At 61.5% G+C, this 14799-nt stretch carries 13 protein-coding genes and 1 riboswitch; of the genes, 7 read left to right on the top strand and 6 right to left on the bottom strand.

The genetic code is table 11. The annotated features are described in order from the left end of the window. Positions 1 to 210 precede the first annotated feature (210 nt). A complete protein-coding gene (hldE, locus tag AC1Q6D_RS22465) occupies positions 211 to 1635 on the top strand; it encodes a bifunctional D-glycero-beta-D-manno-heptose-7-phosphate kinase/D-glycero-beta-D-manno-heptose 1-phosphate adenylyltransferase HldE (RefSeq protein ID WP_103403351.1) in 1425 nt (474 codons plus the stop codon). 103 nt (positions 1636 to 1738) lie between these two features. On the opposite strand, the gene AC1Q6D_RS22460 is transcribed toward hldE, so the two are convergent. From AC1Q6D_RS22460 to AC1Q6D_RS22445, 4 genes are all read right to left on the bottom strand, one after another. Continuing rightward, positions 1739 to 2698, bottom strand: a complete 960-nt coding sequence (locus AC1Q6D_RS22460; protein ID WP_047536620.1) for a hypothetical protein — start codon at positions 2696 to 2698, stop codon at positions 1739 to 1741. Positions 2699 to 2730: 32 nt separating this feature from the next. Then, positions 2731 to 3543 carry an aldo/keto reductase gene (locus AC1Q6D_RS22455; protein WP_047536622.1) on the bottom strand — a complete coding sequence of 271 codons (813 nt, stop codon included), beginning with the start codon at positions 3541 to 3543 and terminating at the stop codon, positions 2731 to 2733. Continuing rightward, a complete protein-coding gene (locus AC1Q6D_RS22450) occupies positions 3540 to 4715 on the bottom strand; it encodes an NAD(P)/FAD-dependent oxidoreductase (RefSeq protein WP_103403350.1) in 1176 nt (391 codons plus the stop codon). The genes AC1Q6D_RS22455 and AC1Q6D_RS22450 overlap by 4 nt, the downstream gene beginning before the upstream one ends. A gap of 103 nt (positions 4716 to 4818) precedes the next feature. Then, positions 4819 to 5151, bottom strand: a complete 333-nt coding sequence (locus AC1Q6D_RS22445) for a DMT family transporter (RefSeq protein WP_015093202.1) — start codon at positions 5149 to 5151, stop codon at positions 4819 to 4821. 102 nt (positions 5152 to 5253) lie between these two features. Here AC1Q6D_RS22445 and AC1Q6D_RS22440 point away from each other — a divergent pair, with 102 nt between their 5' ends. Together AC1Q6D_RS22440 and waaA are read left to right on the top strand one after the other, a co-directional pair. Next, a complete protein-coding gene (locus tag AC1Q6D_RS22440) occupies positions 5254 to 6174 on the top strand; it encodes a LysR family transcriptional regulator (RefSeq protein ID WP_103403378.1) in 921 nt (306 codons plus the stop codon). Beyond that, positions 6167 to 7447 (top strand): lipid IV(A) 3-deoxy-D-manno-octulosonic acid transferase, encoded by a 1281-nt coding sequence (gene waaA / locus AC1Q6D_RS22435; protein ID WP_103403349.1) that lies wholly within the window; start codon positions 6167 to 6169, stop codon positions 7445 to 7447. The genes AC1Q6D_RS22440 and waaA overlap by 8 nt, the downstream gene beginning before the upstream one ends. Positions 7448 to 7519: 72 nt before the next feature. Here the strand turns inward: waaA and AC1Q6D_RS22430 are convergent, their stop codons facing one another. Beyond that, positions 7520 to 8956, bottom strand: a complete 1437-nt coding sequence (locus AC1Q6D_RS22430; protein WP_103403348.1) for a TolC family outer membrane protein — start codon at positions 8954 to 8956, stop codon at positions 7520 to 7522. A gap of 195 nt (positions 8957 to 9151) precedes the next feature. Then, a riboswitch (TPP riboswitch) is annotated at positions 9152 to 9257 on the top strand. Positions 9258 to 9421: 164 nt separating this feature from the next. Here AC1Q6D_RS22430 and thiC point away from each other — a divergent pair. Together thiC and cytX are read left to right on the top strand one after the other, a co-directional pair. Continuing rightward, positions 9422 to 11311 (top strand): phosphomethylpyrimidine synthase ThiC, encoded by a 1890-nt coding sequence (gene thiC, locus AC1Q6D_RS22425; RefSeq protein ID WP_103403347.1) that lies wholly within the window; start codon positions 9422 to 9424, stop codon positions 11309 to 11311. 148 nt (positions 11312 to 11459) lie between these two features. Further along, positions 11460 to 12752: a putative hydroxymethylpyrimidine transporter CytX gene (gene cytX, locus AC1Q6D_RS22420; protein WP_103403346.1), complete on the top strand. Its 1293-nt coding sequence runs from the start codon at positions 11460 to 11462 to the stop codon at positions 12750 to 12752. On the opposite strand, the gene AC1Q6D_RS22415 is transcribed toward cytX, so the two are convergent. Further along, positions 12721 to 13467 carry an RsiV family protein gene (locus AC1Q6D_RS22415; RefSeq protein ID WP_047536636.1) on the bottom strand — a complete coding sequence of 249 codons (747 nt, stop codon included), beginning with the start codon at positions 13465 to 13467 and terminating at the stop codon, positions 12721 to 12723. The genes cytX and AC1Q6D_RS22415 overlap by 32 nt on opposite strands. 214 nt (positions 13468 to 13681) lie before the next feature. Between AC1Q6D_RS22415 and AC1Q6D_RS22410 the strand changes: the two genes are divergently transcribed. Together AC1Q6D_RS22410 and AC1Q6D_RS22405 are read left to right on the top strand one after the other, a co-directional pair. After that, positions 13682 to 14299: an NUDIX domain-containing protein gene (locus AC1Q6D_RS22410; RefSeq protein WP_047536639.1), complete on the top strand. Its 618-nt coding sequence runs from the start codon at positions 13682 to 13684 to the stop codon at positions 14297 to 14299. Next, positions 14290 to 14742 (top strand): DUF1249 domain-containing protein, encoded by a 453-nt coding sequence (locus tag AC1Q6D_RS22405; protein ID WP_103403345.1) that lies wholly within the window; start codon positions 14290 to 14292, stop codon positions 14740 to 14742. Before AC1Q6D_RS22410 ends, AC1Q6D_RS22405 begins: the two co-directional genes overlap by 10 nt. Positions 14743 to 14799 lie beyond the last annotated feature (57 nt).

Here is a 14799-nt window from a genome sequence, read left to right as displayed (position 1 = left end):
TCTGCGCGTTGGCGATTTGCCGCGTGGGACGTTATCGGGGTGTTTGTGAGCGAGCCGCTGGAAACGGACGCCTGCAGGCGCTTGCCCGATGTCCTGCTCAAAAAATGAGCAAAAAAACCTGCTGAATGATCCGGTTGCAGCCGCCGCACAAGCCCATGCCCACCCTGTGTTAATATCGCGCCCCTGTTCATTTTGTATGTGGGTTGCTCCATGAAGTTGTCCATGCCGCGATTCGATCAAGCCCCTGTCTTGGTGGTCGGCGATGTCATGCTCGACCGTTACTGGCATGGTGGTACCTCACGGATTTCCCCTGAGGCACCCGTACCGGTCGTCAAGGTCGAGAACATTGAGGACCGCCCGGGCGGTGCCGCCAACGTTGCGTTGAACATTGCCGCGCTCGGTGCGCCGGCCTCGCTGGTTGGCGTGACAGGCGACGATGAAGCCGCCGACAGCCTGGTCAATAGCCTCAAGGGCGCAGGTGTGCGGGCGCTGTTCCAGCGTATCGCGCACCAGCCGACCATCGTCAAACTGCGGGTCATGAGTCGTCACCAGCAATTGCTGCGTATCGATTTCGAAGAGCCGTTCGCCACCGACGCCATGGCGCTGGCGGTGCAAGTCGACGAATTGCTCGAAGGCATCAAGGTGCTGGTGCTGTCCGACTACGGCAAAGGCGCGCTGAAGAATCATCAGGTTCTGATCCAGGCGGCCCGTGCCCGTGGCATTCCGGTGCTGGCTGATCCCAAGGGCAAGGATTTCTCGATTTACCGGGGTGCGAGCCTGATCACGCCGAACCTCAGCGAGTTCGAAACCATCGTCGGTGGCTGCGCCGATGAGCACGAGCTGGTGAGCAAGGGCGCGAAGCTGATGCACGATCTCGAGCTCGGCGCCTTGCTGGTGACCCGTGGCGAGCATGGCATGACCCTGCTGCGTCCGGATCATCCGGCGCTGCACCTGCCGGCCCGTGCCCGTGAAGTGTTTGACGTGACCGGTGCTGGCGACACAGTGATTTCCACCCTGGCGGCGGCCATTGCTGCCGGTGAGGAGTTACCCCATGCGGTAGCCCTGGCCAACCTGGCCGCGGGCATCGTGGTCGGCAAGCTGGGTACGGCGGCCATTAGCGCACCGGAACTGCGCCGCGCCATTCAGCGTGAGGAAGGTTCCGAGCGTGGTGTGCTTGGTCTCGAGCAGTTGTTGCTCGCCGTTGACGACGCCCGTGCGCACAACGAGAAAATCGTGTTCACCAACGGCTGCTTCGACATCCTGCATGCCGGTCATGTGACGTATCTGGAACAGGCGCGGGCCCAGGGTGATCGCCTGATCGTCGCGGTCAACGACGACGCATCGGTGAGTCGCCTGAAGGGACCGGGTCGTCCGATCAACAGTGTTGACCGACGCATGGCGGTACTGGCGGGGCTGGGGGCTGTTGACTGGGTGATCAGTTTCCCGGAAGGCACGCCGGAAAACCTGCTGCGCGAAGTCAAACCTGATGTGCTGGTCAAGGGTGGGGACTACGGGATTGACCAAGTGGTCGGCGCGGACATCGTGGCGGCTTACGGCGGCACCGTGAAAGTGCTGGGGCTGGTGGAAAACAGCTCCACTACCGCGATTGTCGAGAAGATTCGCAAGTCCGAGTAACGCAGCTTTTGTAGGAGCGAGCTTGCTCGCGAAAACCCGAGAGCACCGCGGGGCTCCAGGTTTTTCGCGTCATCGTTGGCCTCCATCGCGAGCAGGCTCGCTCCTATAAGGTACGCGGCACGATCTTCTTCAGCAGCAGCTTTGCCTTCCCCCGCAAGCGGGCCAGTCCGGAATCCTTTCCCGGTGGCGTCAAGCCTTGCTGGCTCACCCAATCCTTCCAGCGGATCCGCTCATCCCTCACCAGCCAGCCTTCCTGTCGGGCAAAGCTTTCAGCCAGGTACAGTCCGCGCGTGCTGGCCGGGTGCAACTGATCCTTTTTCAGGGTATAGAGCTCAGCCATGGGGCGGCCGTCCTGCAAGGGCATCAGGTACAAATCGGGACGCTTGCGATCGAGTCGGGCGACCAGTTGATCGCCTTCCAGGCGTTCATCAACATGAAACAAACTCAAGGATTTGGCTTCCTTGGGCACGTCCAGGCGCAAGTCGTAGATCAGTTGCAGCGACGCCGTCGGCAGATGCACGTAGGCGCGCGGTCGTTCGATCAACTGCAGGTTGGCGCAACGCACCGGCCGAGCCGAGCCGGACAGCGGCGTCAGGCGAAACGGCAAGGCCTCGCGGTAGTGCAGGGCCGACGAGTAGGGCGCCGGCAGCCAGGTGTCGTTGAAGCGTCCGCCGAGCCAGCCTTCCGGCGTTTCCAGCAGGCATTCCTCGGCTATCTCCTGGATGGCGGTGTGCAACGGCAGGTTCAGCTCGTGGGCCGGGACATAACCGGAGATCAGCTTGAGCACCACGTCGCCACGGTCCTGGCGACGTTGACGCACCAGCACCCAGTAATCGCGATTCTGCCAATGCAGCGTCAGGCGCACCGAAACGCCGAGATTGGCCAATTCAAGTGAAAAGCGCTCCGTGTCGGCGACCGTCACCGGACGGCGACGCTGCAGGATCTGGGAGAAATTCAGCGGCCTCCCGACACTCTGATAGCTCAGGCCTTCGGGAGTCGCTTCGACGTATAACGGCAGGGTCTTGAAGTTGCTCGGGTTCTTTCTTATGAGCGTACGCGGCATGTCGGCTCCTGCTTAAGGCCGCGTGGGCGGCGTCAGTTGCTACGTAGGACCTGGGCAACGGTCGCGACGTTGTGGGCGAGGTGCAGCGGATTGATGGTCCCGACAATAGCACTGGCAACACCCGGATGTTCAAACAACAATTCGAAACTGGCGCGCACCGGGTCCACGCCCGGGCTCAGGCATGCGTGACCGCTGGCGAGGGCTTTTTTGACCAGAATGGCTTTGCCGTGAGCAGCAGCATAGTCAATGACAGCCTTTTCGGTTTGCTCGTTCAGATTGTAGGTGACCATCGCGCAATCACCTTGCTCCAGGGCCTTCAAGCCGCCGTCGACGGTTTTGCCGGAAAAGCCGAACCCGCGAATCTTGCCCTCGGCCTTGAGTTCGGCGAGGGTCGCATAGACTTCGCAGTCGTTGAGGATCGCCAGGTCATTGCCATCGGAATGCACCAGCACCAGGTCGATAAAATCCGTTTCCAGACGCTGCAGGCTGCGTTCGACCGAGAATCGGGTGTGCGCGGCGCTAAAGTCATGCCGCGACAGGCCGTCGGCGAATTCTTCACCAACCTTGCTGACAATCACCCAATCCTGACGCTGACCGCGCAGTAACGGGCCGAGGCGCTCCTCGCTGCGACCGTAGGCCGGAGCGGTGTCGATCAGGTTGATGCCCAGGTCGCGGGTCAGCTTGAGCAGCATGCGTGCTTCGTCGTCGTCAGGGATCTGAAAGCCATTGGGGTATTTCACCCCTTGATCGCGGCCGAGTTTCACCGTACCCAGGCCCAGCGGCGACACCAGCAGGCCGGTGCTGCCCAGGGGGCGATGCAAGTCATGCAGGGTGGGTTGGCTCATGGCAGCAGTTGTTCCCACGCCGGGACGCCCATCGGCGGCTTTGGCAATTCGGGGAGTGGCGCCACCGGGCCCGGTTGAATGCCATCGCGGGCAAGGCTCGCAATCACCCGGTCGGCGAAGTCCGGCGCCAACGCCAGTTTGGTAGGCCAGCCCACCAGCAGCCGGCCCTCCTCGGCGAGAAACGCGTTATCAGGGCGGGTCAGGCCCGATTGCAGCGGTTCGGCGCGATCCACACGCAAGGTGGCCCATTGCGCGGTGCTCAGGTCGATCCATGGCAGCAACTGGGCGAGTTCTTTCTGCGCAGTGGCGATTTGCTCCGCAGGCTCACGGTTGACGCCTTCGGTTTCGGCGATATCGCCGCCCAGATACCAGACCCACTGGCCATCGGCGGCCGGGTGCGTGGTGACGGTAAGGCGCGGTTTGGTGCCGCCGCCCAGGCAGTGGGCATACAGCGGTTTGAGGCTCGGGCCCTTGGCGATGATCATGTGCAACGGCCGCCGCTGCATGGCCGGCTGGCTCAGGCCCAGCGCTTCGAGCAGCGCAGCCGTTCCGCCGCCGGCGCTCAAGACGATGCGTTGGGCGCGGATCTCGCGCTCGTCCACCTTTAGGCCGACCAGCACGCCACCTTCAAGCAGTGGCTCGATCTTTTGGCCGGCGAGTAGGCCGTCACCTGCCAGATCGGCCAGGCGCTGGATCAGGCTCGGCACATCGATCACCAATTCCGCCAGGCGATAGACTTTGCCCTTGAAACGTTTGTCCTGAAGGGCGGGCGGCAGTTGATCGCCCTTGACCTGATCGACACGACCGCGCACGGCTTTGCTGGCGAAAAAACTGGTGAGGTTGCCGGCGATGGTGCCGGGGGACCACAGGTAGTGCGCTTCGGACAGCAGGCGCACGCCGGACAGGTCCAGCTCACCGTCGCCGGCCAGGGCCTCACGCCAGCGGCGCGGCATGTCGGCGATGGCCTCCGAAGCACCGGTCAGGGCGCCATGCAATGCGTATTTGGCGCCGCCGTGGATGATGCCCTGGGACTTCAGGCTTTGCCCGCCACCGAGACTGGCGCTTTCCACCAGCACGGTCGAAAACCCCTGGCGGCGCAGGCGCGCATTCAGCCAGAGGCCGGCGACACCAGCGCCGACAATCAGAACGTCGGTGGAAATAACGGATGGCATGCAGCGACCTCAGTGTTTGAGTGAAGCGGCAAGTTTCAAGCTTCAAGCTATAAGCTGCAAGCAAGACCTCTTGTTGCTTATAACTTGAAGCTTATGGCGGCAGTTAATGCCCGGCAGTTTTCGAGAACAACTGAATCACCACAACGCCCAACACGATCAACGCCATCCCCAGCATCGCCGGCACATCCAGCTTCTGCCCGTAGATAAACAACGCTGCCACGCTGACCATCACGATCCCCATGCCGGCCCAGACCGCGTAAGCCACGCCCACCGGCACGCTGCGCACCACCAGCGTCAGCATCCAGAAGGCAATCCCGTAACCGACGATCACCAGCACCAGTGGCAGTGGGGTGCTGAAGCCTTTGACCGCTTTCATCGAAACAGTGGCAATCACTTCGGCGCAGATGGCAATGGCCAGGTAGTAGTAAGCGGTCATGGGTCAATCCTCGTATGAAGTGTTGCTTTCTGAGGTGGCATTCTAGAGATTCATCAGATGCGGTAAAGTCATTACCTATCTGTTATCGAGATGGGTTTGGGCATGAGTATGCAATGGAACCTGGAGCAGCTGCGCTTGTTCGTCAGCGTGGCGGAGCAACGTTCGTTTTCCGCCGTGGCACGGAACCAGCGCAAGGCGCAGTCGGCGGTCAGCAGTTCGATCGCGCTGCTGGAGGAAGACCTGGGCGTCAGCCTGTTCGATCGCAGCAGTGGCCGACAGCCGAAACTCACCGAAGCCGGCAACGCCTTGCTGGAAGAAGCGCGGGAAGTGCTGCGTCAATGTGAGCGCCTCAATGGCCGGGCGCTGGCGATGATGCGTGGGCAGGAGGCGCGTCTGCGCCTGGCTCAGGATGAGGCCATGCCTTACCAGCCGGTCATCGAAAGTTTCGAAGCGCTGGCTGAGCGCTTTCCCAGCCTGGAGGTGCAATTGACCAGTGCGGCCCAGGGCGAGGTGGCGCGCAAACTGGTGGAGCGTCGTGCCGATCTGGGTTTGTTGTTCTTTCACGACCAGATCCCCGAAGCGCTGGAGCGCCGAGTGCTTGGCAGCGTGGAAATGGTCACCGTGTGCGGCGTCGACCATCCGCTGGCGAAGCAGGTCCAGGTTGATCGCCAGGCGCTGGCCCGGCATCGCCAGCTGCTGATGTCGACCCAGTCCAGCCTCTATCCCGGCAGCGAGCCGGCCAGCCCGCAAGTCTGGCGGGCCGACAGCTTTTACGTGATGGCGGAATGGCTGGTGCGCGGCCTCGGCTGGGCCTGGCTGCCGCGCCATGTGGTGCAGTACCCGACCTATCAGGGGCAAATGGTCGAGTTGAGCAGCGAGTGGACCCCGCCGGCGTTGGTGGTGGAACTGGTCTGGCGCCGCGATGAGCCCCTCGGTCCGGCGGCTCGCTGGCTGGCGGAACGTTTTGCCGTGCACTTGCAGGCGATCGGCGAAAAAACCGATAAACTCCGCCGCCATGAATAGAACTCTTTATACCGCGCTGTTTTACCTTGGGCTGCCGTTGGTAGCGATTCGACTCTGGCTGCGGGCGCGCAAGGCGCCGGCCTATGCCAAACGCATTGGTGAGCGGTTCTCCTATGGGATGCCGGTGATGCAACCGGGTGGCCTCTGGGTGCACGCGGTATCGGTGGGCGAGAGCATTGCCGCCGCGCCGATGATTCGCGCTTTGCTGCAACGATATCCACAACTACCGATTACCGTCACTTGCATGACCCCGACCGGCTCGGAGCGCATCCAGGCGATGTTTGCCAATGAGCCGCGCATCCAGCACTGCTATTTGCCGTACGACTTGCCGTGCGCCGCCCGGCGCTTCCTTGATCGGGTCCAGCCAAGGCTGGCGGTGATCATGGAGACAGAACTGTGGCCCAACCATATCCATGAATGCGCCAAACGCGGGATTCCCGTGGCGTTGGCCAATGCGCGCCTGTCCGAGCGCTCGGCGAAAGGCTATGGCCGCTTTGCCAAGCTGACCGGGCCGATGCTCGCCGAAATGAGCCTGTTCGCGGTGCAGACCGAAGCCGAGGCCCAGCGCTTCCGCGATTTGGGGGCCCGGGCGCCAACCGTTGAGGTGACCGGCTCAATCAAGTTCGACCTGACCATCGACCCGCAGCTGTTGCAGCGAGCCGCCGAACTGCGTGGCCAATGGCAGGCGCAGGAACGCCCGGTGTGGATCGCGGCCAGTACCCACGAGGGCGAAGACGAGGTGGTGTTGGCGGCCCATCGTCAGTTGCTGGCGAGCCATCCCGATGCCTTGCTGATTCTGGTGCCGCGCCATCCTGAGCGTTTCAATGCGGTGTTCGAGTTGAGCCGACAGCAGGGCTTTGCCACGGTCCGTCGTTCCACGGGCGAGCCGGTCACTGCCTCGACGTCAGTGTTGCTGGGCGACACCATGGGCGAATTGCTGTTTCTCTATGCCTTGGCCGACAGCGCCTTCGTCGGTGGCAGCCTGGTGCCCAATGGCGGGCACAACCTGCTGGAACCGGCGGCGCTGGCCAAGCCAGTGTTGAGCGGTCCACATCTGTTCAACTTCCTCGAAATCGCTGCGCAGTTGCGCAGCGCCGGGGCGTTGCAGGAAGTGGAGGATGCCGAAGGCTTGGCACTGGCGGTGCAGCGTCTGTTCGAATTGCCCAGGGATGCGCAGCGGATGGCGGAGGCGGGCTTGAAGGTGATGCGCACCAATCAGGGCGCCTTGCAGCGGTTGCTGGATGGGTTGGGGCGGTTGATCGAGCGGGCTTGAATCCCTTCCTGACCCATTGTGGCGAGGGAGCACGCTCGCTCGCCACAAAAGTCTTTCGCCAGGACTTATTTGTTACTGACCCGGTCTTGCATTCAACTGGTCAGCCGCCGCCTTGGCCAGATCCGGCGGCAGGAAGTCCTTGTCCGGGTTGTAGTCAGGCTTGAGCCACCGCGCCAGGTCCTGCAAATCCCCCGGGTTCAACGTGCCGGCCTGTTGCTTGAGGCGCAGGTTGTCGAGGATGTAGTCGTAGCGGGTGTTGTTGTAGTTGCGCACCGAGGTGTACAGCTGGCGCTGCGCATCCAGCACGTCAACGATGTTTCGTGTTCCCACCTGATAACCGATTTCGGTCGCTTCCACCGCACTCTGGTTGGAAATGATCGACTGCTTGCGCGCCTGTACCTGTTCGACGTCGGTATTCACTGCGCGGTGCAGGTCGCGGGTGTTTTCGACAATTTGCCGGCGCAGGGATTCGCGTTGCTGCTCGATCTGGTCCAGTTGTGCATAGGACTGGCGCACCTGGGAGTTGATCAGGCCGCCGCTGTAGATCGGGATGTTCAGCTGCAGGCCCACCGAGGTTTGCTCGACGTTGCCACCGTAGGGTTGGGGAAAGGCATTCGGGTTGCTGAAGCCCAACGCGTCGTTATCGCCTTTTTCGTATTTCGCCACGGCGTCGATGGTCGGCGCGTGGCCGGCCTTGCGCTGCTTGAGGGTTTGCTCGGCAGCGCTGACGGCGTAGTTGCTGGCCAACAGATTGAGGTTCTGTTTGGCCGCCGTTTCGACCCAGGCCTTGGCATCGTTCGGCGCTGGCGGCAGGATCGGCAGGTTGTGGCTGATGCCCTGGATCGAGTTGTACTGACGGTTGGTCAGGGTGATCAGCGCTTCAAATGCATCATCCACCTGGCGCTGCGCGACGATACGGTTGGCGCGTGCGGTGTCGTAGCTGGCTTGTGAGTTGAGCACGTCGGTCTTGTCCGAGAGACCGACATCGAAGCGCTCATTGGACTGATCGAGCTGGCGTTTGAACGCGGCTTCCTCGGCCTTGGTCGAGGCCAGGTTGTCCTGGCTGCGCAGTACGTTGAAGTAACTGTTGGCGGTTTGCAGGATCAGGTTCTGCTCGGTTGCCGAGAGTTGCAGCGCGGCCTGCTCATTGACGTCCTTGGCGGCCTGGAACTGGAACCAGCGATCGGCACGGAACAACGGCTGCGCCAGCGTGGCCTGGTATGAATGAGCATTGCGGTTGGCGGTGGTCGACGGCTGATCGAGCGAGGTGCGCGCGCTGGACACTTGCGCGCCACCCGAGAGATTAGGCAGCAGGCCGGCGCGGGCCTGGGGCACGACTTCCTTCTGGGCGCCGTATTGGGCCATGGCGGCGGCGAGGTCGGCGTTGTTGTTCACCGCTTCCTGGTAGACGCTGACCAGATCGGTTTTGTTGGATAAGGGCGCTTCTGCCCAGGCCATTCCATTGGACGCACAAGACACGGCCAGGGCCAGTGAGAGTTTGCGCAGCATAGGCGTTCCCTACAATTAATATTACACAAGTAATTTGAGCGCCAAGGCTAAGGCGCGACACGTGCAACGTCAATGCGCGCGACGGCGTAGCGAGTGTAGTGGTGCATCGGGGCGCCAACAATCCTGCAATTACGCCATTCATCATGGTATTTGCCGCAGAGTTGGCGTTCTTTGCCAGTTGTGTCTAGACTGGCCGGGTTCTTGTCGGGGTGCCTTGCTATGAGGCTGAGATCGAATAATTTCGGATCCCGTTGAACCTGATCAGGTTAGCGCCTGCGTAGGGAACAAGATTTCTCGTCACCCGGCGAGTCCTCTTGTGCTTCGTCCGGGATGTTGTTCGACAATCGAACACCCCTCGAGCACTGAGCACAGCACTGCTGGAATTCCCAGCGCCCGTGCGTCCATTCGTTTACAGGTTCGCTCCGACAAAAATCCACTGCCTGGATGCTGTCTGGAGAGCCCGTGATGACGACAAAAGCAAAAAACGACACCCACCTGAGCGAATCGGCCAAGGTCGACGAGCAGTCGGTTCAGCCTTTTACCCGCTCGCAAAAAATTTATGTGCAGGGCTCTCGCCCGGACATTCGCGTGCCGATGCGCGAAATCAGCCTGGACGTGACCCCCACCGATTTCGGTGGCGAAATCAATGCCCCGGTCACTGTCTATGACACTTCAGGCCCGTACACCGACCCCAACGTCATCATTGACGTGCGCAAGGGCTTGGGCGATGTGCGCTCGGCCTGGATCGACGACCGGGGTGATACCGAGCGCTTGCCTGGCCTGAGCTCGCACTTCGGCCAGGAGCGCCTGGCCGATCCGGAACTGACCAAGCTGCGCTTCGCTCACGTCAATAGCCCGCGCCGCGCCAAGGCCGGGGCCAACGTCAGCCAGATGCACTACGCGCGCAAAGGCATCATCACCGCCGAGATGGAATACGTCGCCATCCGCGAAAACATGAAGCTGCAAGAGGCCCGCGCTGCCGGCCTGATGAAACAGCAGCACGCCGGTCACAGCTTCGGCGCCAGCATCCCGAAGGAAATCACGCCGGAGTTTGTCCGCGAAGAAATCGCCCGCGGTCGCGCAATCATTCCAGCCAACATCAACCACACCGAACTGGAACCGATGATCATCGGCCGTAACTTCCTGGTGAAGATCAACGGCAACATCGGCAACAGCGCCCTGGGTTCGTCCATCGAAGAAGAAGTGGCGAAACTGACCTGGGGTATCCGCTGGGGTTCGGACACGGTCATGGACCTGTCCACTGGCAAGCACATCCACGAAACCCGCGAGTGGATCATCCGCAACTCGCCGGTGCCGATCGGTACCGTGCCGATCTACCAGGCGCTGGAGAAGGTCAACGGCGTCGCTGAAGACCTGACCTGGGAGCTGTTCCGCGACACGCTGATCGAGCAGGCCGAGCAGGGCGTCGACTACTTCACCATCCACGCCGGCGTGCTGTTGCGCTATGTGCCGATGACCGCCAAGCGAGTGACCGGCATCGTTTCCCGTGGCGGTTCGATCATGGCCAAGTGGTGCCTGGCGCACCACAAGGAAAACTTCCTCTACACCCATTTCGACGAAATCTGCGAAATCATGAAGGCCTACGACGTCAGCTTCTCGCTGGGCGATGGTCTGCGTCCGGGCTCGATTGCCGACGCCAACGACGAAGCGCAGTTCGGCGAGCTGGAGACCCTCGGTGAGCTGACCAAGATCGCCTGGAAGCACGACGTGCAATGCATGATCGAAGGCCCGGGCCACGTGCCGATGCAGTTGATCAAAGAGAACATGGACAAGCAGCTCGAGTGCTGCGACGAGGCGCCGTTCTACACCCTCGGCCCGCTGACCACCGACATCGCGCCAGGCTACGACCACATCACCTCGGGTATTGGTGCGGCGATGATCGGCTGGTTCGGTTGCGCCATGCTCTGCTACGTGACGCCGAAGGAGCATTTGGGTCTGCCGAACAAGGATGACGTGAAGACCGGGATCATCACCTACAAGATCGCCGCTCATGCCGCCGACCTTGCGAAGGGGCATCCAGGCGCGCAGATTCGTGACAATGCCTTGAGCAAGGCGCGTTTCGAGTTCCGTTGGGAAGATCAGTTCAACCTCGGCCTCGATCCGGACACCGCTCGCTCGTATCACGATGAAACCCTGCCGAAGGATTCGGCCAAGGTCGCGCATTTCTGCTCGATGTGCGGGCCGAAGTTCTGCTCGATGAAAATCACCCAGGAAGTGCGCGAGTACGCGGCCAACCAGCGGATCGAAGCAGTGGACGTGGACGTCGCCCAAGGCATGGCCGAGCAGGCCGAGCGCTTCAAGAAAGAAGGCAGTCAGCTGTACCAGAAAGTTTGACCTGACCTGAAAGGGTGGGGCCTACAGGCCCCATCGCGAGCAGGCTGGCTCCCACACTGGATTTGTGAGCGCCACAAGTCCCTTGTGGGAGCCAGCCTGCTGGCGATAGCGGTCAACACAACAACAATGTCCCTCTGAGATAACACCCTTGAGCATTCAACCCAGTACTTACTCCCCCGACATCGCGGTGCCGTCTGACAGGCGTGTGTTCGGCGGCCGGGATCTGTTTTCCCTGTGGTTTTCCCTCGGCATCGGCCTGATGGTGCTGCAGACCGGTGCGCTGTTGGCGCCAGGTTTGGGGCTGTCCGGCTCGTTGCTGGCGATTTTTTTAGGCACGCTGGTCGGTGTTCTGCTGCTGGCCGCGGTTGGCGTGATCGGCAGCGATACCGGCCTGTCGTCGATGGCCGCGCTCAAACTCAGCCTCGGCGCCAAAGGCGCGAGCCTGCCGGCGGTGTTGAACCTGCTGCAGCTGATCGGTTGGGGCTCGTTCGAAATCATCGTCATGCGCGATGCCGCCAGCCTGTTGGGCGCGCGGGCCTTCAGTGAAGGCAGTCTGCTGTCCAGCCCGATGCTGTGGACGCTGTTCTTCGGCGCTTTGGCGACCTTGCTGGCGGTCAGTGGTCCGTTGACGTTCGTGCGCCAGATCCTGCGCAAGTGGGGCATCTGGTTGCTATTGGCTGCGTGCACCTGGCTGACCTGGAACCTGTTCGCCAAGGCTGATCTGGCGGGCGTGTGGGCGCAGGCCGGTGATGGCTCGATGCCGTTCGCCGTGGGCTTCGACATCGCGATTGCCATGCCGCTGTCGTGGCTGCCGCTGATCGCCGACTACTCGCGTTTCGGCAAGCGGGCGAAAAACGTATTCGGTGGCACCGCGATCGGTTTCTTTATCGGCAACTTCTGGCTGATGAGCCTGGGCGTGGCCTACACCCTGGCGTTCGCGCCGAGCGGTGAAGTCAATGCCTTGCTGCTGGCTCTGGCCGGTGCAGGCCTGGGGATTCCGTTGCTGCTGATTTTGCTGGATGAATCAGAGAACGCCTTTGCCGACATTCACTCGGCGGCGGTGTCCAGCGGGATTCTGTTGCGCTGGAAGGTCGAGCACCTGGCGTTGGCCATCGGGGTGGTCTGCACCTTGATCGCCTTGCTGGCACCCTTGGCTCAGTACCAGAACTTCCTGCTGTTGATCGGTTCGGTGTTTGCGCCGCTGTTCGGCGTGGTGCTGGTGGACCACTTCATCCTGCGCAAACGCAGTGGCCAGGTCGCGGCAGCCGCATTGCGCTGGCCGGCGTTGCTGGCCTGGCTGGGCGGGATCAGCACCTACCATCTGCTGGCCAATCTGTATCCGGACATCGGCGCAACCCTGCCGGCGCTGGTGCTGGCAGGGTTGCTGCAACTCGTGCTGGGCCGGGCCTTCAGTTACGGCCGGGAAACAGCTCGGGCTTGATGATGCCATTCAGGCGAGGGTAAGGGATCTTCAGTTCGACATGGCCCAGCGCGTAAGGCGCGATGCTGCTGGTTTCGTACTTGAGGATCACCCCGCCATAGGTCAGCGCCACGTTCTGGGTTTTCTGGAACGGCCAGCTCTTCACGAACTCCGGTTCCTGATCGAGCTTGGTGCTGATCAGCCAGCTGTTGTGCGCCACCTGCGCGGCTTTCCAGAACGCGTCTTCCTGTCCCGGTACCAGCATGTCCGACAGCGTCAGCACCTTATGTTGTTGACGTGAGTAGTTGATGAAGCCGCGGCCAGGAATCCCATGGGCGCCGCCGTTGTCCAGGTAGCTGGACAGTTCGACAATCACCAGTCCGTCATGCTGCTCGCGTACTTTCGATTGCAAATAACTGCTGTTGCGCGGGCCGGCGGTGCGCAAGAACTGTTCGCGATACGCGGCCAGTGTCGGCGCCACGGGGGCATCGGGCGAGGTGCGGGTCATTTGCAGCAGGCGTTTTTCGATGATGCCGTCAAGCGTAGGTTCGGCCGGGAAGTGCACGATATCAATATTCACCAGCGGGCAATCCTGATCCTTGCAGCCAGGCTTGAGCTGTTCGGAGGCGTCGCGAGTGGTTTCCAGCGGCGCCCGATAGTTGGGCTGGAACAGACTCTGGCAAGCGCCCAGGGTCAGGGCGATGGCGGCCACGGAGGCGATTTTAAAAAGCGACATGGTTGTCCTTCATAAAACTGGGAAAGGCGAAAAGTTACCCGCTTCGACTGTCAACGAAGCAGTCAGTTCGCCACTAAGCTAATTAGAGTGGGTTTCGCCCTCACCGTCTATCCCGCTGACGGGAAAGGGGCTGCATCAAAGGTCTGCGGCGCGTTAGGATGGCGCGAAGTCGAGGTGGGAACCTCGTACAGGATTAGCAGTAACGAGGATTGTCATGACTGATTTTGCCACCGCCACTCCGACCGCCGTTGATATCGTTCGGCGCGAACAGTGCTACCAGGGCTTCTACAAGCTTGATCGCGTGCACTTGCGCCATGAATTGTTCGCCGGTGGCATGAGCCGCGAGATCAATCGTGAAGTGTTCGTGCGCCACGATGCAGTGTGCGTGCTGCCTTACGATCCGCAGCGCGATGAAGTGGTGCTGATCGAGCAGTTCCGCGTCGGCGCCATGGGCAAGACCGACAATCCCTGGTTGATCGAACTGGTCGCTGGTCTGATCGACAAGGAAGAAGTACCGGAAGAAGTTGCTCGCCGCGAAGGGCAGGAGGAAGCTGGGCTTGTTTTCGGGGCGCTGTGGCCGATCACCCAATATTTTCCATCGCCGGGCGGCAGCAATGAATTCGTGCATTTGTACCTGGGGCGTTGCGAGACAACCGGGGTCGGCGGCCTGCATGGGCTGGAGGAAGAAGCAGAAGATATCCGCGTCTCGGTCTGGGCCTTTGAAGATGCCCTGCAGGCCGTACGCGACGGACGTATTGCCAACGCACCAAGCATCATTGCCTTGCAATGGCTGGCTTTGAATCGCGTTGAAGTGAGGGGGTTATGGTCGTAAACAAGCTGCGCGATCGCTATCGGGTGGATCTGGTGGGGCTGCAAGCGTCCTGCGAGGCGAACTACGCGCGACTGATGCGACTGCTGCCGGACATGCGCAGCGAGCCGGCCGCGCGGCGCATCGCCGTGACCCATGGCGATCAGATGCTCGGGGTGCTGGCGCTGGAAGTGCTGCAAGTCTGTCCGTACACCACGACCCTGCAAGTGCGCCAGGAACACAGCCTGCCGTGGCTGCCGGTGCCGCAACTGGAAGTACAGGTCTATCATGACGCGTGCATGGCCGAAGTGGTCAGCGCCGAACATGCGCGGCGCTTTCGTGGCATCTATCCTTACCCGAACGCCGCGATGCACCAGCCGGATGAAAAAGCCCAACTGAACATGTTTCTGGGCGAATGGTTGAGCCATTGCCTGGCGTTGGGGCACGAGTACGAAGTCGTACGTTAATTGTGAGCCGCAGTTGTGAACTGCGTCAGGTTCACAGGTTTCCCCTTTAGATCGTCC

It is taken from the genome of Pseudomonas sp. MT92 (assembly GCF_058792515.1).
The sequence above is the reverse complement of the archived record's forward strand: the minus strand, read 5'-3'. Positions and strand labels throughout refer to the sequence as shown.

Excerpts from the sequence above, each read along its gene's own strand:
- thiC (WP_103403347.1), top strand. The coding sequence starts at position 9,422 with ATGACGACAAAAGCAAAAAACGACACCCACCTGAGCGAATCGGCCAAG.
- waaA (WP_103403349.1), top strand. The coding sequence starts at position 6,167 with ATGAATAGAACTCTTTATACCGCGCTGTTTTACCTTGGGCTGCCGTTG.
- AC1Q6D_RS22410 (WP_047536639.1), top strand. The coding sequence starts at position 13,682 with ATGACTGATTTTGCCACCGCCACTCCGACCGCCGTTGATATCGTTCGG.
- AC1Q6D_RS22430 (WP_103403348.1), bottom strand. The coding sequence starts at position 8,956 with ATGCTGCGCAAACTCTCACTGGCCCTGGCCGTGTCTTGTGCGTCCAAT.
- AC1Q6D_RS22460 (WP_047536620.1), bottom strand. The coding sequence starts at position 2,698 with ATGCCGCGTACGCTCATAAGAAAGAACCCGAGCAACTTCAAGACCCTG.
- AC1Q6D_RS22405 (WP_103403345.1), top strand. The coding sequence starts at position 14,290 with ATGGTCGTAAACAAGCTGCGCGATCGCTATCGGGTGGATCTGGTGGGG.
- AC1Q6D_RS22450 (WP_103403350.1), bottom strand. The coding sequence starts at position 4,715 with ATGCCATCCGTTATTTCCACCGACGTTCTGATTGTCGGCGCTGGTGTC.
- hldE (WP_103403351.1), top strand. The coding sequence starts at position 211 with ATGAAGTTGTCCATGCCGCGATTCGATCAAGCCCCTGTCTTGGTGGTC.
- AC1Q6D_RS22415 (WP_047536636.1), bottom strand. The coding sequence starts at position 13,467 with ATGTCGCTTTTTAAAATCGCCTCCGTGGCCGCCATCGCCCTGACCCTG.
- AC1Q6D_RS22445 (WP_015093202.1), bottom strand. The coding sequence starts at position 5,151 with ATGACCGCTTACTACTACCTGGCCATTGCCATCTGCGCCGAAGTGATT.
- AC1Q6D_RS22440 (WP_103403378.1), top strand. The coding sequence starts at position 5,254 with ATGAGTATGCAATGGAACCTGGAGCAGCTGCGCTTGTTCGTCAGCGTG.
- AC1Q6D_RS22455 (WP_047536622.1), bottom strand. The coding sequence starts at position 3,543 with ATGAGCCAACCCACCCTGCATGACTTGCATCGCCCCCTGGGCAGCACC.